We start from the raw sequence: 16381 nt of genomic DNA on the forward strand, positions 1-16381 counted from the left end.
TATTCTCTACGAGGAGAATGATTATGGCTACCGACCGCATCTACACCCCGACTGAAGCCGCTGCCGTGAGCGGCATGGCGGTGAAGGCGGTCCACAATGCCATCGACAAGAAGATCGTCGAGACGAAGCCAGATCTTCGGCCGAGCGGCGCGGCCCGACGCGCGCTGACCCAGGAGGGACTGCTGCGCCTCAAGCTCTGGCATGGCGTCGGATCGGCCTTGAGCGCGGAGCGGCGCGAGAAGCTGTTCGAGGCGATCGCGGCCATGCCGAACGCCAAGACGGTGAGGGCCGACGAATTGCTGATTGTCGATGTGGGAGCCGCGCGCAAGCAGCTCGACGCGCAGATCCGGACGCTCGATGAGGCGGAAGCCGCGGTTCATCGTAGGAAGGATACGTTGGGTGGCGAGCCGGTGTTCAAGGGCACGCGTATTCCCGTGCGCATGGTCGCCGCCATGCTGGAGCAGGGGGCGAGTGCCGAGGAGATCCTCGAAGGCTATCCGGCACTGGCGCCGCGCATGCTGGAGCTGGCGGCGATCTGGGTTGCTGCCCACCCGGCGCGCGGACGGCCGAAGACGCTGGACGAGCAGGGAGTGCGGCTGAAGTCCTCGCAGCGTTTGACGCTCAAGGGCGATCCCAGGTCGCGCCGGTCCGGCACGGCTGCATGAAGTTTCTGATCGACGAGTGCCTACACACGTCCCTCGTGGCCGTGGCGCAGGCGCGAGGACATGACGCCACCCATGTGACCTGGCTGGCCCTTGGCGGCGAGACCGACTGGAACCTTATGCCTCGGATCGTCGCCGAGGACTTTACCTTCGTGACCAACAATGCCCGCGACTTCCGCAAGCTCTATGCGAAGCAGGAGCTGCATGCGGGTCTCGTCATCATCGTCCCCCAGGTGGTGCCGGCCCGCCAGCGCGAGCTGTTCGACGCGCTGCTGGAGGCGCTCGCGGCCGAGGAGGAGCTCGTCAACGAGGTCCTGGAGATCCTGGAGGAGGCCGGCGCGGTGATCCTCAGACGATATGCGCTTCCGGGCTGACATCCCCAGGTGCCACGGCGCGGGGTGTTGGAAGCCCCGCCCGGACCGTCCGGGCGGGGCATGTCGCGGGGGCCTCAGTCCGTGCTGCGCCGGCCGTTGGGGCGGGACCAGATGAGGCTGTAGCCCTCGGCATCCTCGTCCTCGAAGAGGTTGGCGTAGATGGGGGCGTTGAAGCTCGGGTCGTCTAGCTTGAGGCCCAGATAGTCACGGCCCTCGTTGGAGCGCTTGGCCCAGGCCGCCCCGATCTCGGCGCGGCCGACGAAGACCCGGTGGCTGGGGGCGTTCTCGCCGGTGGCCCGGACCTCGGGGACGATGCGCACGCCCCGCGCCTGGACCGAAAGGGTGACGATCTCGCCGCTGAACTCGTTCGCGCCGGTCTTCTTGAAGGTGCCGATGGTCGCCATGTTACGTCTCCTGATGTCTGTCCCGAGCCCGCACCATGCGGCCTCGATGGGGATCAAAGGGCCGGAGGCGATCGACGCCGCACCCCGCCGGGGTCCCCGCTGCGCTTGCGCAACGGGGTGGCTCTGGGGCCGCAGCGCCAGCGAAGGATGGCAGCCAGGCGACTTTCTTGGTTCGCGCGAGGAATGGGGGATCCGGGGTCCCCGCACGGCGTGCCGTGTGGGGTGGTCGCCCAGGGGAAGAAAGTCGATCGGCGCCATTGCGGCACAGGCGATCGAGGCGCAGCCGTCGTCTGGCCAGATCCACCCATCGCAGAGGCCGCTTCGGTGCGCTCGGACCGACGGGAATCGATCAAGGAGACGTGGCGAGGCTCGCTGTACCGCCCCAAGATCGGCGTGAAGCTCACCGGATCGGCCGCCCACCCAGGTCCGGGCATGGCTTGCATCGTCCCCGATGTCCCCGCCGGCCCGGGGGTTCGACCCCTCCCGAGGTCACCGGACGGTGGGACGGAACGGCTTCCGGGCAACGCATCGACGGGCCGGTTTCGGGGCGGAGCCGGCTTCGAGCTGAGCTTGAACACCTCGTCGTTGCCTGACACCGTGGCGATGACCGCAGAGTCGAAGCTGCCTTATGCCCGCCGATCCAGCCGAGAAAGAGGGTCAGGCCCCGGTGATGCCCCGCCCGGGCGGTTCGGACGGGATCAATGCCGTCAACCGCACGAATGCCACGATGCCCACGGCGACCGCGCCGACACCTGAGAAGACCAACTGCCAGGTCTCCGACGGCGTGGTGTGCTTCACGATGCCATGGGTGGCGGCGTAGCCGGCGACGACAGCAGGGGCGACGAACGCCAGCAAGACGACGAGCTTCAGCCAGAGTGGTCGCACGAGGGCGAGCAGCAACTGACCGGTAGTGAATGTCGCACCGGCGGCGACCAGGCCGACGATGACGGCGCCGAGCCAGCCTGCGCCGGAGCCGTAGGCCAAGGTGCCGGCGGTCAGCCCTAAGAAGAACGGCAGGGCAAAGACGGCGAGCGTGAACAGCAGCCAGCACAGAACGCCGATGGCCGCGAGCGACCCGAGGATGGAGAGGACGATCATGGTGGTGGTCTCCCGTGCAAAAAAGCTGACGGTTGCGCCTTCCACCACCACCGCCTCGCAGCCAGAATGATAGCCGAAATCGCACCGTTCCGGGAGCGGAGATCGTCGCGATTCCCGCTCATCGAAGTGGCCGCCCCGATCAAGGGGCGAAGGGATCGATCTCGCACAGGATCGCGGTGGCATCGCCATCGAACTCGTTGGCCGGCGTGACCGAGAGGCTGCCGTCGCCGGCTTCGAAGATGACGATGGCGACCATGAGCGTGGTGGCGAGGCTGAAGGCGAAGGCGTGAGCGTCTTTGAGGGACATGGTCCGGCTCCTGTTCCGAGCGGAGGGCCATCCCCCGCTGACAGGCGCCCGACGTGTCGGGCCGAGAGCCGCAGTCACCGCGAAGGCGTCAGCCGATGCGGCGGCACGCATCGCGTTGCCGACCCCTTGTGGGTTGATGGCCCGAGGCGATCGGTCCGACCAAGGATCAGCGCCCGAAATGCGGGGTGGACCTGCGCGGACAGCGAGGCGTATCCGGACGACGCGGTTCAAAGCCTGGGCTTTGCTCGCTACAAGAGGGGGCTCGGGGCCGATGCGGCGAAGGGGCCCTCGGCCGACCACATGGTGACGAGAGGCATGACCTACGAAGAGTTCAACGCCTTCTGCGCGAGGTTGCCGGCCACGACCCATGTGGTGCAGTGGGGCGGATCACACGTCTGGAAGGTCGGCGGCAAGGTCTTCGCCATCGGCGGATGGCAGGACGACGAGGCGAGCTTCACCTTCAAGGTCAGCGACATCTCCTATGAAGTGCTCAAGGCGCAGCCGGGCCTGCGCCCGGCCCCCTATCTCGCCTCACGTGGCCTGAAGTGGATCCAGCACCACGCGAAGCCAGGCCTGACGGATGCGGAGCTATGCGACTACATCCGGCAGTCGCACGCCATCGTCTCGCAGGGCCTCTCGAAGAAGATGCGCGCCGAGCTGGGGCTTCCATCGGCATAGAGGTGACGTCGCAGCGCGCAGCGGCGTGCGCAGACATTGGCGGAAGGTTGGAGAACGGTGGCGCTCACGCGCCACCGAACCGCCAGAGCGGGATGCCGAGCGTCTTTGCCTTGTCGGCGAGGTTCTGCTGGATGCCGGTGCCTGGGAACACCATGACGCCGATGGGCAGCACCGCGAGCATCTGGTCATTGCGCTTGAAGGGCGCGGCGCGGCCGTGCCTGGTCCAATCGGGCGCGAAGCCGATCTGCGGCACCTTGCGATGGTCGGCCCAGCGAGCGGCGATCTTCTCGGCGCCCTTCGGCGACTTGCCGTGCATCAGCACCATGTCCGGGTGCTTGGAGTGGACCTTGTCGAGGGCGTCCCAGATCAGCTGATGGTCGTTGAAGTCCAGCCCGCCGGTGAACGCAACCTTCGGCCCCCGCGGCAGGAGCACCTCTTGCTCGGCGCGCTTCCTCGCCATCATGAAGTCGCGGCTGTCGATCATCGCCGCCGTCATGGCCTTGTGATTGACCATCGACCCGGTGCGCGGACGCCACGGTGCGCCGCTGTGCTGCTCGTAATGCTCGGCGGCCTGATCGCGCATCAGTTCGAAGGCGTCGCGGCGCTCGATCAGCGTCTGCCCTTCGGCGGTGAGGTGTTCCAGCTCGACGGATCGGACCTCGCTGCCGTCCTGTTCCTGCTGCGAGCGGCGCTGGGCCTGCTCATTGTCGTCGAGGGCGCGTTCGATCCGGCCGGTGGCGCGGTGGAAGAGGTTGACCGTCGACCAGAGGAGGTCGTCGAGGTCGGGCTCGAGGCGGGTGTCACTGAACGTGGCGATCAGGGCGTCGAAGATGTCGGCGACGGCGCCGGCGAGATGGTTGTCTTCGGGCAGGGGCCGGGGGTCGGGCTCGTCCATAGAGGGCCGGTAGCCGTAGAGCTGGAGCTCGGTCAGGACTTGGTCGGTCGGGCAGGAGGCGTGGTGCGGTTCGTCGTGCTCGCTCATGGGAGGTTCCATCGGTTGGACCGCGCCCGTCGCGGCCTTCATGGCGCCGGAAGCCCACGGGCGGGACGGACTGGCAGTCCGAGCGAAGCGAGGGCCTTGATGGCCAAGGCCGGCGATTTTGTTTCGCGATGGAACGGCACGCAGTGCCAACGGAAAATCGTTGGCCGCCGCCATTGCCGGGCCGGCCCGTTTGTGGGCTCGATCGCCCTCTGGAAGGCCGAGGCGCGGTCCTCTCCGGCGGTGGCCGCATCCGAGCGATGCCGGTGACGGCGGGCCGCCTCCCGCGTTCCTGTTCCGGCTATGCCGCGAGAGCCAGGAAGCGACCGACATCCTGTGGGGCGAGCTGGACCCGCGTTTCTGCCCGCAGCGCATCCATGCCGAGCATACGGAGATCCTCGTTGAAGTCCCCGAGCCGAGGTGACAGCACGATCGCCTCGATCCCGGCCGCATTCGCTCGTTCAATGAGACTGTCCCGTGCCGCGTCGCCGGCCGGATCGTTGTCGCGCACGATGTAAAGCCGTCGCAGGGTGTCGGGGAACCGGATGGTGACGAGATGGGCCGCGGAGAGTGCTGCCGCCATCGCCATGTCGGGCAGGACGGTTCGCAGCGAGAGCACGGTCTCGATGCCTTCGCCGGCCGCCATCACCTCGCCCGGCGCACCGAAGCGCACGGTATTGCCGAGCAGGTCGCCCATGGCACGTCGGGGGGTGTCGATCGGCGCCTTGCCGAGGGTAGCCTCGCTGAAGCCGCGGGGATCGAGCCAGGTCCGATGCACGCCGGTGAGGGTGCCGTCGAGGTCGGTGACGGCGGCGATCATCGCTGGCCAGGTCTCGGTGGGCGAAGAGTCGTCGGGCCGGTAGTAGCAGCGCGGGTGAAACCGCAGGGAACCGGTTCCGTGCAGAAGCGTAATGCCGCGGTTGTGTAGATACGTCTCTACGAGCGTGCCCGAAATCGGCTGCGCCATGGCGAAGAGACGCCGCGATGCCTCGGGTGATCTGCTTGGTATGGGAGCGACGCCCCGTGTCAGTGTGGTTGCGTCCGGATGCGGCAAGGCGAGGAAGCGCCGGGCCTCCTCGGCGACGTCCTTGAAGTCGACGAAGCCGAGCGCCTCGCGGATGACATCGAGCAGGTCGCCATGCTCAGCGGTGGCGCCGTCGGTCCATTTGCCGGCCGGGCCTTTCGGAGTTTCCCGCAACCGCACGAACATGGAGCGGCCGGGCGTATTGCGGACATCGCCCACCTGCCAATAGCTCCCATGTCGTCGGCCATTGGAGAGATAGTGGCGGCACACCGCTTCCGCGCGCTCGGCGAGACGGCGCGCCAGATCATGGGGCGATTGCGCCATGATGGCCCTCCATAAGAAAAGGCCCACCGTCGCCGGTGGGCCAGTCGTGCAGGTCGCAGGCGCTATTCCGCGGCAGAGGGGACGGGAGCGTCCGAGGCTTCGTCAGTGTCGTCGAAGTCCTCGCCTTCGACCACGGCCGTTTCGCCGTCGTTTTCCGCCGTTTTCTCGACGACGGAGTCCAGCGCCGTCGTCTCCCCGGTTTCGGGGCTTTTCATGCCGGCCGTGCGCAGCGGCTCGGGCAGCCACCCGGTGTCCGCGAGCAGGGTCTCCGCCTCGGTGGCCATGTCGCCCTTCTTGAGGTGGGCGATCCGCTCGGCGGCGTGCTGGCCCTTCGCCTCCGTGACCGCCTGAAGAATGCGGGCCTTGGTGACGCGGCCGAGAAACGTGTCCACGGTCGGTCGCCAGCCGGCCGCCGCCATGTCGAGGCCGACAGCCTGGGCCAGCCGGTCGGCATGGGCGAGCGCGCGCGGCCGGCGGTTCCAGGCCTCTTGCACGGCATTGACCGAAAGGCTCACGACATGCGCGAAGAGGGCGGACCGACTATCGGCGTCCCAGCCTTCCAGGATGTCCCACAGCTCTGCGGACTCCTTCGGCAAGGCCTTGGCCCAGCTTTCATGCCGCACCCGGATCGCCTCGGCGGCCGCACTGTCGTTCAGGCCCGGCGCCTGCGTGCCGAAGCTGACGCTCTTGAGATCCAGCTCCAGGCAGCTGTCCAGGCCGTAGGGATAGAAGGCCTTGAGGGTCAAAGCGTGGAGCGCCGCGAGGAAGGCCACGTCCGGCTGCTCGCCGAGCGCCTGGCGCAGGCCGAGGGTGTGATGGGCGGTGAGCTCCGCCAGCAGCCGGTCCGAGATCGACGACAGGCCGTCATCCTCCTCGGGTTCCGGCGCCAGGGCATGGGCGGAGACCGTCTCGTCGATGTCGTGGGCCGCCGCCGCCGCGGAGACCTCGCCGATGTCCTCCGCGTCGGGGTCCGCCTCGACCGGCAGTTCGTCCTCCGGCCGGACGTAGCCGCGCTCGATCCGCAGGCGGCCCTCAGGACCGATGCTCACGAACGCGCCGGCACGGGCGACCCCGGCAGGATCAAAGGCCAGCGGCCGCGCGTCCATCGCCTCCAGAGCCGCCTCAAGCTCGCCCAGGCGCGCGTCGACCTCGTCGGGCAGCTCGTCGGCGTCCTGATACGCCTCGGACAGGCGGTTGACTTCCGCCTGTACCGCAATGCGCTCCACCTGCTCCTCGGCGGTCATGGGCACCGGATCGCCGCGCAGCTGGCGCAGGCCGAAGGTGTGGCCGTAGGCGAAGTCGGGAGCAGCCTCGATCCACTTCCAGCCCTCGGCGGCGACCGCTCCAGCTTCCACCTTCAACTTGTCGGCCACCATCCGGTCCACGAGGGTGACATCCTGCAGCCAGCCGCCGTCATCCCCCTGGAACAGGTCGCGCAGCACCGTGCCGCCGGCCTCGACATAGGCGTCGACGCCTATGAACCGCGCCCGCTTGTCACAGGCGCGCACGGCGCCCTCGGTAAGCATCCGCCGGATGACATAGGGCTGCTTGTCGTAGGCCTGCTGCAGCCGATCGAACACCTGCTCCTGGCGCTCATGATCGCCCGACACGGTGAAGGCCATGAGCTGGTCCAGCGACATGCCGTCCTCGGCATAGGTGTCGAGCAGCCTCTGTGAGACCGAGGCGAGCTTCAGCCGCTGCTTCACCACGCCGACGGAGACGAAGAAGGCGGCGGCAATCTCCTCCTCGGACTGGCCCTTCTCGCGGAGTGCCAGAAAGGCGCGGAACTGGTCGAGGGGGTGCAGCGGCGCGCGCTGGACGTTCTCGGCGAGCGAATCCTCCTCGGCGATACCGCCCTCCCGGATGACGCAGGGCACCGGCGCGGTCTTGGCGAGGCGCTTGCGCTTCACCAGCAGTTCCAGCGCCCGGTAGCGCCGGCCGCCGGCTGGGATCTCGAACATGCCGGTCTCGACGCCGTCGGCATCGACGACGGCGCGGACGCTGAGGCCCTGCAGGAGGCCGCGCCGGGCGATGTCTTCGGCCAGTTCCTCGATCGAGACGCCGGCCTTCACGTGCCGGACGTTCGCCTGGCTGAGCATCAGCTTGTTGAAGGGGATGTCGCGCGAGGGCGACAGGGTGATCTTGGCGACGATAGCCATCGGGATGGTCTCCGCGACGGGCGGCCGAAAGCCTCTCTCTCAGCATCGCGTCCGTCACGAAGCGCAGCGCCGCCCTCTGCCTCTGAGGACGGCGCCGCAAAACCGGCGATCCGGAAAGCCGGGACCACACGGAGCCGGAGACACGGCAATCCGCATCTCCGGCTTTCCGGAACTCAGGCAGCCCGGTCGAGCAGCTTCTTCGCCCGCGCCTCCAGATCGAGCCGGGCGTCCTGGTGGGGCTTGTCCCGCGCGACGGCGGTGATGCCCTGCACGAAGTCGAAGACGCTCTCGGGTGGACGGCCCTCCTCCATCAGCACCGTCTCGATGATCCTGGCCGTCTCGGCCTTGGAGAAGCCGCGCTTGCGCAGGAACGCGCTGCGGTCCTCATCCGAGCGGGCCACGATCTTCTGGTGAGCCGCCTTGATGCCATTGACGAAGGGGAGGGGGGAGGAATTGGCGAAGCGGGCGAGAGCAGGCGCTGCCTCATGGGCGAAGCGCGAGGCAGCGTATTTGGAGTGGCGGATGGTGATCTCCTCGAAATCCTCGACGCCCCACAGATTGCGGTTCTGGCACACGGCACGCAGATAGAAGCTCGCCATGCCCAGCGTCTTCGCCCCGACCTCGGAATTCCAGCAATAGAAGCCGCGGAAATAGAGGTCGGGTGAGCCGTTCGGCAGCCGGCCGGCCTCGATGGGGTTGAGGTCGTCCACCAGGAACAGGAAGACATCCCGATCCGAGGCGTAGAGGGTCGTCGTATCCCTGGTGATGTCGACCCGGGGATTGTAGATGCCGGTGGACCAGTCGAGCACCCCCGGCACCTTCCAGCGGGTGTCGCCGGTGCCATCGCCGGCGATCCGCTGCACGGCGGCGACCAACTCGTGGTCGAAGATGCGGCCATAGTCGGGACCGGTGACGGCGCGCAGTTCCACCCGTCCGTCGTCGATCTCCAGCGTCTTGACCTGCTCGGCACGATGGGACGTGAGGCCATATTGCAGGTTGATGCCGGCGAGCGGCGCCGGGAGCTGGCGCAGATAGGCCGCGGGTGCCCCGACCAGGCTCGCGAGCTGGCCAAAGCTCCAATGGGTGGGCGCAACCGGCGCGTCCGACCCCGGAAGCATCAGCGTCAGGCGCTCGGCGTCCTCTCGGCTCGCTTCGACGCGGATCGCCGCGCTCTCCACCGTCCGCGTCCGGCTGCGCTCGGTCCGGCCGCGGACGGACGCGAACAGGTCCGACAGGGACAGGTAGCGCTCGTCGTCGGGCCGGGAGAACCACTCCGAGGACACGCGGCCGATCCGCTCGCCGCGCCTCACATCCACCTTGTAGCCGCCAGCACCATCGCGCGCGGCGTCCAGAATCTCCACCTGGGTCATGGCTCGTCTCCACGACGGGCGCCGGGAACCTCTCTCCCAGCCCGCAACCCGTCATGGCCGAACCGGCCAACCTCTCACTCTCGACTCGTTGCAGGACAACCCCGCTGACGGGTCGCGCGGGAGAGAGGGCTAAGACCATCTTTCCCCGGTCGGGGCTATGGAATTGGAGAGGTCGGACGAATCGCGTGCTCCGAGGAGGTCAACGAGGTCCTTTTGGAGCCTCGGCGATCTCGGCTGTTTCTCTGAACCATCTCCAAGGCTCCCTGAGCGAGACAATTGAAAGAATCCCCTTGAATGTCGGAAATTCCAACATTAGGATACATGCAAGTAGCGGAAAGCCACTCGGATGACAGTCTCGACGATCGCGCCGTCAGCCACGCCGGCAAGTCCGGCTACAGTCATTTCGTTCCCGAAGATGGCAGTCGAGGCATGTCTGCGCGACGAATTGATCGAGACGGTCAAAGCGGAAGCCGGCATCAGGGGGATCACGCTTCCGAGCACGGAAACGGGTATAGGCAAGACGCCTTTCCAAGTGGATTCTCTCGTGGTGGTATCGATTCTGTGCACCATCGAGCCAATCGTGGGATTTGAACTCCCAGACAGTGTTGTTCGGGCAGGTGGATATACCTCAGTTGATAGCGCCCTTCAGCACCTCGTTCCGCGCATTGAGGCACAGTGGGTTAAGAAGACTGGAGGCAAGCCATGACGCAACTCACGGCACGCCAGGAGAATGATGACGAGGAGCGGCGCCGGCTGGGAGATAGACTCCGCGAGGCCCGAAAATATCTTGGGCTGAAGCAGGAGGAAGTCGCGACATATCTCAAAATTCCGCGCACGGCGCTCACGGACATCGAGAACGGCCAACGCCGGGTGGAGGCTATCGAACTCACACGGCTGGCTAGGCTGTATCGGCAACCGGTAGCCTATTTCACTGGTGAGGACGACGCGGCGGCTGCCTTGCCGATCGATGTGGCGCACCTCGCCCGCAGGGCAGCGAAGCTATCCCAGCAAGACCGGGATGAGTTGAGTCGCTTTGCCGAGTATCTACGCGAACGATCGCGCGTAGCCCGGGGGTGATGCATGGCGGCGAGCAGCTACGCGGGTGCGGTACGAGCAGGCACGATGGCCGCCGCCCGACTCCATCAGCAACTCGGCTTCCGCGGGGATATCGAAGCACGGGGTGGGAACGTCGATGTGTTCCGGGCGATCAACATGCTGGATCTGCCGCTCCTGTTGCGACCCTTGCATGGTCTGCTTGGTGCCTACCTCAGCGAGCCTGCGCCTGGTGTGCTTGTGACGACGCAGCGACCCATGAGCATCCAGCGTTTCACCGCGGCCCACGAGCTCGGCCATTTCGCGATGCGTCATCTGCCGAGCCTGGATGACGAGAGCATTCTCCGGCGTATGCCGATGGCAGGCGAACCAACCGCGGATTTTCAGGAGATTGAGGCGGATGCCTTTGCGGTTGAGTTCATGATGCCGCGCTGGCTGATCCTTTGGCACTCGGCTCGACAGGGCTGGATGGCTGATGAGTTCCGCAAGCCCAATCGTGTCTATCAACTCTCGCTCCGGATCGGGGCGAGCTATGAGGCGACGTGCTGGACGCTGGTTAGGCATCGCCTGATTACGTTGCCGGTTGCGCGCGATCTGTTGGAAACGCAGCCGCGCGAGCTCAAGGTCGCGCTGCTCGAAGCCCATAAGCCGAAGGACTATCGCGGGGACGTTTGGCTGCTGACCCAGCGGGACGCTGGCACGCGGATTGATGGCAGCCGCAATGATCTGTTTGTGCTCCGGCTCGAAGAGCACAGCGGCGGCGGGTATCTCTGGGATATTGATCAACTCAGGGCGAGCGGGTTTGGTATTGTCCGCGACGAGGTTGAGGCTCTCGATAGAGAAGGCATCGGCGGACCGGTGATGCGGCGGGTGACGGCGCAGCCAACCGAACTCTATCGAGGTCGGATCGCGATCGACGAGCGACGCCCGTGGGAACCGGATGAACCGATCGCCAGTCTAAATGTCGATATCGATCTGACTGGGCCCGAGGAGGAAGGTCTGTCGCGTGCAGAACGTCGGAGCCTGCTCGAGGCCGCATGAGCGATATTGTTGCCCACGTCGATCTGAGGCCGTCTTTCGGTCCGGTCCGCAACCAGGGGCCGCGTCCTACATGCATGGCGTTTGCTGTCAGTGACGCACATGCTGGCCTCCGCGCAGGTTGGACGCCTCTTTCCTGTGAATTTGCATTCTATCATGCTCAGCGTCGGGCAGCGAGGTTACCAAGCCAGGGGGCACTCCTCTCGGCGATGCTGGATGCACTGCGGGAAGATGGTCAGCCCCAGGAAATGGGTTGGCCGTATTTGCTGGCGACGCCAACGGACCCGGCTTCGTGGACGCCGCCGGCTTCCGTTGGCACGCTGTTCGGCCGCGACGGCGAGAAAACCGTCGCCTCTGTTGATGATGTGATTAGAGAACTCGATACCGGGCGGCCGGTGATTATCCTGCTCATGCTCTCCGCCGCCTTCTATCAGCCAGGGCCTGGGGGAGTGGTCCATTCCGGGCCAGGTGAAAGCCCGGAGCCGCAACGCCGACATGCCGTGATCGCCGTAGGCCATGGCAAGGCCAATGCGCACCGTGTCATCCTTGTGCGCAATAGCTGGGGTGAGCGCTGGGGTGACAGAGGTTACGGCTGGCTCACCGAACCTTTCTTGGAACCGCGTCTGTTTGCTGCGGCTAAGCTGACGGAGGACGTTGATGTATTTGCCGGTTCCGTCGCAGCCTGACTGCGTCAGTGCTTGGCGTGAAGCAGTGCGGCTGGTGGACGCTGAGCCGCACCACGAAGCCTATAATGTCGTCATCGATGTCCAAGACCCGGTGTCGAACGCTAATCGTCAGGACTCGCGCGTTGCAGTGGTCGACGACTTCCTATCTGGCTGCGACAAGTCGGTCGAGACAGTGGCAAATACAATTTTTCCAGCGAGCCTATACTACCGTCATGGCGCACCGGCATTTTTCGACGTGTTTCGCGATCGCGTGCTGAACAAGGTTCGGCGCAACGAGCGGTGGTCCGGCTACTATTTCGAGCGGATGATTGACTATCCCGTGCCATTGGGAGAGCCGCCGAACCAACTTTGGGACATTGTCACGCGGATGAAAAGTGAAAAGGTCAGTGCACTCAATAAATATGAACTCTCACTTTTTGATCCCGTGCGTGACGTCGATAATTCCCCCTATGGTGGGCAGTGCCTGAGTTTCATGAGCTTCAAGATTATCCCAGATACGAAACGGACATTGACGCTCACCGCCATGTACCGGAACCATTTCTACGTTGAGAAGCTGCTCGGTAACCTGATTGGTCTCGGCCGACTGATGACGTTCGTGGGCCGGGAGGCCGGCTTGCGCGTCGGCGCACTTACCGTGATCTCAACACATGCCGAGATTGACCTTCCGAATCGCGGACGCCGTTCTGACCTCGCAGCCATGCTCGCCCAGTTCGATCAGGCGGCAGCGTCGCTCGCGGCATGTACGCCGCCAAGCGCCAGCAGCCCCGACTCCGTCGCTGCCGTGTCCTCTGTAATTCCATAGAGCGAGTAAATGCCCGCAGTGAATTCCGCCTGTCCGCCGTAACTCGGGTGGCGCACAATGTGGACCGGAATATCGAACGACGAGAGCGCCAATCCCGCATCCCGACCGATCGCTACGATCTGTTTGGGCCGGATCATGTCGATTAACGCAGTCAACAACGGCCATGTGGCGTCACGCTCAGCCCGGGTATGACAGCGGTTTGAGAAAGGATCCCCCGCTTCGTGGGGGTGAAAAGGAAAGATGTTCCATAGGGCTACGGGTTGCCGAATGTGGGAGAGCACTCGCCAGACGACCGCCGCGGTGCGTTCCGCAATGGCCGGGCCGCGCGTCGCGCGTTCAAGCTCGATTCCGCCCATGAGGCCTCCAGCGCACGCCAAGTGGACCTCATCGGTAAGCGGCACACCGGTGCGGCGGCCACCGCGATAGCCGAGGTCACGCGCAATCCAGATCGTATCCACGCGCGCATCGAGGGCCGCCTCCAAATAGCGCTGTAGGTTGCGCCGACGCACGGTTGCCGCGTTGGGGCGGTCATGGAGGGAGCAGGTTTCCCAATAAGGATTGAAGACGGATGGCAAGCGGGTTTCGGCAAGGGAAATAGTAAATGTCTTAGGGGTTTTCATGATAGCGCCTCAACAGAAAGCCGGCGGTTGTTCATATCAATATGCAGTTGTCCGCGGCGGTGTTCGCGGAGGAAGCGAAAGGCGGCGTACCCTTGGAGGATGGCTTCTTCCCAGAGCCAGAGAGGGCATTGGTCGGCCTCGTATCCGGTGACGAACTGGCGAACATGCTTCAAAAGGTCGAACGGGAGGTCCCCAGGTTTCATATCCGCAAACAAGTCAAGATCGACTGCTTGCCCGAATATCCAGGTGGTTATGCCTTCTTCGATCAGGATCGCGCGGGCCCCATCCTGCGCCTCGTCGATTTTCGGCGCACTCTTGCGCTTCAGCCGAAAAAGCGCGCGGATAACGGGCGACCAGCTCAGAACTGCGACATAGGCGAAATGAAAAACATCATGGAAGCGATAGTCGTCGGCGCGCATCGCATTGTCGGTGAGACGATCACCGATGTTGATGCTGTTACAACGTTGGAAAACGTACGTCCGGTCTCGGACCTGACGCTCGAAAATCTCGACGTGAAAGTCGCGGGGAAACCGTTCCTCTGGTTCTGCGTCAGCATCGAGCGGCTTTGGATAGATGCGCTCGCGAGGCCAACGGTCGAGGATTTTGGCAAGGTTTTTGACAGCTGCGGCTTCGAGGGTCACGCCAGCTTCGTTGGCGGCCTGAATCAGGGTTCGGGTGATCGTGACCAGTCTGTCCGCGAGAACCGTGGGTTCGGCCAAGTGGCCGGCTTCGTGATGGGCGACGAGTAGTCCGACATCCCCTGCGAGTTTCAGCAAGGTATGCTCAAAGGCTGCCGTTGGCTCCGAGGATCTACGCATGATGGCCGGCTGAAGGCTGGCCAGGGTGCGGGGTGTTTGGCCGGCGTCTGCACCGCCAGAGGCCGCGCTTGCCATGATCGTCTCCAGGCTAAGGTCACCCCGAGCTGCGACTACAGTGAGGTACCATAGCACGTCTCCGAGTTCCTCGACGACCGCTTCGGCGTACCCGATGTAGGATGCCCGATCGCGTTGCTTCTTCTTGACTTCGCTGAGCAGGCTTCCCGTCTCGCCGAAAAGTCCAAGAAGCGGAAACGTCAGTGAGGCTTGATCGCTGCGCTGGTCCGTGCTCAGGGCCTGCGCGGCGTAGGCCGCGATCGTGAGCGGTGAAAAATCGCCAGGTTCTGTCGACATCATGGGGCCATACTGAGACGGAGAGGTCCCTGTTGGGCCTGCCCTGATTGGTGTGAAACGCTTCAGCACGGAGCTTTAAGCCGGCTTCATCGCCTCGGCAACTATTGCCTTCGTTGGTGCTGCATCCGTGCCCAGCGATGCGGGGGAGAGGATGGTAGGCGGCATAGCCGTTGCAGAAGCCGGTAAGGTGCCGGGCGGGATGGTCACTCGCACGACAGTCCTCAAAATGGTAGGCGACTACAGGTGGGCCAACGCTGCCGAAGGGGTGGTCGTCGCGGGCGCGGGTCGCTACACCAAGGAGGCCGACTTCTGCATCGAGGCCCCGGTGGAGGCCTTGTCCCGGTTCGGGCGGCCGGGCATCTTCAACATCGATCAGGGTAGCCAGTTCACCATTCCGCGGTTTACCCAAGTGCTACTGGACGCCGGCGTGCGGATCCGGATGGATGGCTGCGGCCGGTGGATGGACAACGTGTTCATCGGGCGCCTCTGGCGGTCGCCGAAATACGAGTGCATCTACCTCAACGCCTTCGAAGCTGGCTTCGAGGCCCGGGCCCGGATCGGCCGATGGATCACCTCCTACAATCGCGCGAGTCTCCACTCGGCTCTCGGCGGCAGAACGCCGGAGGAGGTCCACATGGCCTGCGACGGCATCAACATGGCGGCGTAAGAGCCCGACTCGAAACTGCTTTAAGGATAGCAATACCTTGCCAGACGCCGCGTCATGAGGCGGAGGTTTGCGACGAAGATCCATGCCTCGGCGCTTTCGATGGTTCTCTCGAGATCCTTCGCCAGCCTGCGGCAGCGGTTCAGCCAAGCGAAGGTGCGCTCGACGACCCATCTGCGGGGCAAGACCTCAAAGCCCTCGGCGTGATCCGGGCGCTTGACGATCTGGCAGGGTCCAGGACCCCATCCTGACGAGGCGTCCCCTCAGCTTGTCTCCGCCGTAGCCGCCATCGGCGAAGACGTGACGCAGCCAGGGATAGCGATGGCGCACGCTGTCCAGGACGGCGACTGCGCCGTCGCGATCCTGGATATCCGCGCCGTGGACGACGAGGGCGACCAGGTGACCCAGCGTGTCGGTGACGATGTGGCGCTTGCGGCCCTTGATCCTCTTGCCGGCGTCGAAGCCGCGCACGCCGCCGCTTTCGGTGGTCTTGACGCTTTGGCTGTCGATGACCCCGGCAGTCGGGCTCGCCTCCCGGCCCTCCATTTCGCGCGCCGCCGCCACCAGATGGAAGCTGATGGTTTTCAGAAGGCCACGGTCGCGCCAATCGTAGAAATAGCGCTGGACGGTGGTGAAGGGGGGAAAGTCCCGCGGCAGCAGCGACCATGCGCACCCGCTCGACGCCAGATACAGGATCGCGTTCACCACCTCCCGCAACTGCGTCGTCCGGGGCCGGCCCAAGGGCTTGGCTTCAGGCAGGAATGGAGAGATCAGCGCCCATTCCCGATCGGTCAGGTCACTTGAATAGCGCAACCCTTGGCGCGCATGATCGCGCCGGGCGGTTTCAGTCCAGGCCATCGTGCCCTCCATCACGTCTCGCAATCGAGATGGAATCACAACCTGCTGAAACCGCTCAACTCTTTTCGGGTTGGGCTCTAAGGCACACCAGAACCAAGCTTGGAAATGCTGC

General features: G+C 65.0%; 18 protein-coding genes and 1 pseudogene. 9 read left to right on the forward strand and 10 right to left on the reverse strand.

Annotation, left to right across the window (positions count from 1 at the left end; all coding sequences use genetic code 11):
* Positions 1–20: 20 nt before the first annotated feature.
* The gene (locus ACI7BZ_RS07135; RefSeq protein ID WP_414119108.1) at positions 21–665 is read left to right on the forward strand and encodes a DUF433 domain-containing protein; all 645 of its coding nucleotides are present in this window, start codon (positions 21–23) and stop codon (positions 663–665) included.
* Positions 662–1036, forward strand: a complete 375-nt coding sequence (locus ACI7BZ_RS07140) for a DUF5615 family PIN-like protein (protein ID WP_229646707.1) — start codon at positions 662–664, stop codon at positions 1034–1036. Before ACI7BZ_RS07135 ends, ACI7BZ_RS07140 begins: the two co-directional genes overlap by 4 nt.
* A 74-nt stretch (positions 1037–1110) precedes the next feature.
* On the opposite strand, the gene ACI7BZ_RS07145 is transcribed toward ACI7BZ_RS07140, so the two are convergent.
* The 3 genes from ACI7BZ_RS07145 to ACI7BZ_RS07155 form a co-directional block, all read right to left on the reverse strand.
* Positions 1111–1440 carry a DUF736 domain-containing protein gene (locus ACI7BZ_RS07145; protein ID WP_394064993.1) on the reverse strand — a complete coding sequence of 110 codons (330 nt, stop codon included), beginning with the start codon at positions 1438–1440 and terminating at the stop codon, positions 1111–1113.
* A gap of 657 nt (positions 1441–2097) precedes the next feature.
* Positions 2098–2538: a hypothetical protein gene (locus ACI7BZ_RS07150; protein WP_414115174.1), complete on the reverse strand. Its 441-nt coding sequence runs from the start codon at positions 2536–2538 to the stop codon at positions 2098–2100.
* Positions 2539–2677: 139 nt separating this feature from the next.
* Entirely contained in the window at positions 2678–2845 is a 168-nt protein-coding gene (locus tag ACI7BZ_RS07155; RefSeq protein ID WP_282642730.1) for a hypothetical protein, read from the reverse strand.
* 315 nt (positions 2846–3160) lie between these two features.
* On the opposite strand from ACI7BZ_RS07155, the gene ACI7BZ_RS07160 reads away from it, so the two are divergent.
* Complete coding sequence (locus ACI7BZ_RS07160; RefSeq protein ID WP_229644806.1) at positions 3161–3523, forward strand: MmcQ/YjbR family DNA-binding protein; 363 nt, start codon at positions 3161–3163, stop codon at positions 3521–3523.
* Positions 3524–3587: 64 nt separating this feature from the next.
* Here the strand turns inward: ACI7BZ_RS07160 and ACI7BZ_RS07165 are convergent, their stop codons facing one another.
* The 4 genes from ACI7BZ_RS07165 to ACI7BZ_RS07180 form a co-directional block, all read right to left on the reverse strand.
* Entirely contained in the window at positions 3588–4547 is a 960-nt protein-coding gene (locus tag ACI7BZ_RS07165; protein WP_414115173.1) for a DUF2493 domain-containing protein, read from the reverse strand.
* Positions 4548–4803: 256 nt separating this feature from the next.
* On the reverse strand, positions 4804–5850 hold the full coding sequence (locus ACI7BZ_RS07170; RefSeq protein ID WP_414115172.1) for a DUF7146 domain-containing protein: 1047 nt from the start codon (positions 5848–5850) through the stop codon (positions 4804–4806).
* A gap of 62 nt (positions 5851–5912) precedes the next feature.
* A complete protein-coding gene (locus ACI7BZ_RS07175) occupies positions 5913–8009 on the reverse strand; it encodes a ParB N-terminal domain-containing protein (protein WP_414115171.1) in 2097 nt (698 codons plus the stop codon).
* A 173-nt stretch (positions 8010–8182) separates the two neighbouring features.
* Positions 8183–9379, reverse strand: coding sequence for a DUF932 domain-containing protein (locus ACI7BZ_RS07180; protein ID WP_414116475.1), 1197 nt, complete (start codon positions 9377–9379; stop codon positions 8183–8185).
* A 346-nt stretch (positions 9380–9725) separates the two neighbouring features.
* Here ACI7BZ_RS07180 and ACI7BZ_RS07185 point away from each other — a divergent pair, with 346 nt between their 5' ends.
* The 5 genes from ACI7BZ_RS07185 to ACI7BZ_RS07205 all read left to right on the forward strand — a co-directional run bounded on the left by ACI7BZ_RS07185 (position 9726) and on the right by ACI7BZ_RS07205 (position 12958).
* Complete coding sequence (locus tag ACI7BZ_RS07185) at positions 9726–10085, forward strand: hypothetical protein (RefSeq protein ID WP_229644800.1); 360 nt, start codon at positions 9726–9728, stop codon at positions 10083–10085.
* Positions 10082–10456, forward strand: coding sequence for a helix-turn-helix domain-containing protein (locus tag ACI7BZ_RS07190; RefSeq protein ID WP_414116476.1), 375 nt, complete (start codon positions 10082–10084; stop codon positions 10454–10456). The genes ACI7BZ_RS07185 and ACI7BZ_RS07190 overlap by 4 nt, the downstream gene beginning before the upstream one ends.
* A gap of 3 nt (positions 10457–10459) precedes the next feature.
* Positions 10460–11473: an ImmA/IrrE family metallo-endopeptidase gene (locus ACI7BZ_RS07195; RefSeq protein WP_414116477.1), complete on the forward strand. Its 1014-nt coding sequence runs from the start codon at positions 10460–10462 to the stop codon at positions 11471–11473.
* 206 nt (positions 11474–11679) lie between these two features.
* A complete protein-coding gene (locus ACI7BZ_RS07200) occupies positions 11680–12156 on the forward strand; it encodes a C1 family peptidase (protein WP_229644796.1) in 477 nt (158 codons plus the stop codon).
* Positions 12128–12958, forward strand: a complete 831-nt coding sequence (locus ACI7BZ_RS07205) for a hypothetical protein (protein ID WP_229644795.1) — start codon at positions 12128–12130, stop codon at positions 12956–12958. Before ACI7BZ_RS07200 ends, ACI7BZ_RS07205 begins: the two co-directional genes overlap by 29 nt.
* Here the strand turns inward: ACI7BZ_RS07205 and ACI7BZ_RS07210 are convergent.
* Both ACI7BZ_RS07210 and ACI7BZ_RS07215 read right to left on the reverse strand, forming a co-directional pair.
* Positions 12871–13578, reverse strand: a complete 708-nt coding sequence (locus tag ACI7BZ_RS07210; protein ID WP_229644793.1) for a uracil-DNA glycosylase — start codon at positions 13576–13578, stop codon at positions 12871–12873. The genes ACI7BZ_RS07205 and ACI7BZ_RS07210 overlap by 88 nt on opposite strands.
* The gene (locus ACI7BZ_RS07215) at positions 13575–14750 is read right to left on the reverse strand and encodes a nucleoside triphosphate pyrophosphohydrolase family protein (RefSeq protein ID WP_414116478.1); all 1176 of its coding nucleotides are present in this window, start codon (positions 14748–14750) and stop codon (positions 13575–13577) included. Before ACI7BZ_RS07215 ends, ACI7BZ_RS07210 begins: the two co-directional genes overlap by 4 nt.
* A gap of 289 nt (positions 14751–15039) precedes the next feature.
* Between ACI7BZ_RS07215 and ACI7BZ_RS07220 the strand changes: the two are divergent.
* Positions 15040–15414 (forward strand): annotated as a pseudogene (locus ACI7BZ_RS07220) (integrase core domain-containing protein); the annotation flags it as partial.
* Positions 15415–15434: 20 nt separating this feature from the next.
* On the opposite strand, the gene ACI7BZ_RS07225 reads toward ACI7BZ_RS07220, so the two are convergent.
* Positions 15435–16269, reverse strand: a protein-coding gene (locus ACI7BZ_RS07225; RefSeq protein ID WP_414116480.1) for an IS5 family transposase whose coding sequence is annotated in 2 segments (ribosomal slippage) — positions 15435–15638 and positions 15640–16269 — 834 coding nt in all. Because the reading frame shifts where the segments join, the coding sequence is not laid out codon by codon here.
* Positions 16270–16381 lie beyond the last annotated feature (112 nt).

Origin of the sequence: Xanthobacter sp. AM11 (assembly GCF_047444035.1) — a bacterium.
Lineage (GTDB): Bacteria > Pseudomonadota > Alphaproteobacteria > Rhizobiales > Xanthobacteraceae > Xanthobacter.

Coding starts and splice junctions, on each gene's coding strand:
- ACI7BZ_RS07140 (WP_229646707.1), top strand. CDS start 662: ATGAAGTTTCTGATCGACGAGTGCCTACACACGTCCCTCGTGGCCGTG.
- ACI7BZ_RS07215 (WP_414116478.1), bottom strand. CDS start 14,750: ATGATGTCGACAGAACCTGGCGATTTTTCACCGCTCACGATCGCGGCC.
- ACI7BZ_RS07185 (WP_229644800.1), top strand. CDS start 9,726: ATGACAGTCTCGACGATCGCGCCGTCAGCCACGCCGGCAAGTCCGGCT.
- ACI7BZ_RS07175 (WP_414115171.1), bottom strand. CDS start 8,009: ATGGCTATCGTCGCCAAGATCACCCTGTCGCCCTCGCGCGACATCCCC.
- ACI7BZ_RS07200 (WP_229644796.1), top strand. CDS start 11,680: ATGCTGGATGCACTGCGGGAAGATGGTCAGCCCCAGGAAATGGGTTGG.
- ACI7BZ_RS07205 (WP_229644795.1), top strand. CDS start 12,128: ATGTATTTGCCGGTTCCGTCGCAGCCTGACTGCGTCAGTGCTTGGCGT.
- ACI7BZ_RS07145 (WP_394064993.1), bottom strand. CDS start 1,440: ATGGCGACCATCGGCACCTTCAAGAAGACCGGCGCGAACGAGTTCAGC.
- ACI7BZ_RS07165 (WP_414115173.1), bottom strand. CDS start 4,547: ATGAAGGCCGCGACGGGCGCGGTCCAACCGATGGAACCTCCCATGAGC.
- ACI7BZ_RS07160 (WP_229644806.1), top strand. CDS start 3,161: ATGACCTACGAAGAGTTCAACGCCTTCTGCGCGAGGTTGCCGGCCACG.
- ACI7BZ_RS07170 (WP_414115172.1), bottom strand. CDS start 5,850: ATGGCGCAATCGCCCCATGATCTGGCGCGCCGTCTCGCCGAGCGCGCG.
- ACI7BZ_RS07210 (WP_229644793.1), bottom strand. CDS start 13,578: ATGAAAACCCCTAAGACATTTACTATTTCCCTTGCCGAAACCCGCTTG.
- ACI7BZ_RS07150 (WP_414115174.1), bottom strand. CDS start 2,538: ATGATCGTCCTCTCCATCCTCGGGTCGCTCGCGGCCATCGGCGTTCTG.
- ACI7BZ_RS07155 (WP_282642730.1), bottom strand. CDS start 2,845: ATGTCCCTCAAAGACGCTCACGCCTTCGCCTTCAGCCTCGCCACCACG.
- ACI7BZ_RS07195 (WP_414116477.1), top strand. CDS start 10,460: ATGGCGGCGAGCAGCTACGCGGGTGCGGTACGAGCAGGCACGATGGCC.
- ACI7BZ_RS07180 (WP_414116475.1), bottom strand. CDS start 9,379: ATGACCCAGGTGGAGATTCTGGACGCCGCGCGCGATGGTGCTGGCGGC.
- ACI7BZ_RS07190 (WP_414116476.1), top strand. CDS start 10,082: ATGACGCAACTCACGGCACGCCAGGAGAATGATGACGAGGAGCGGCGC.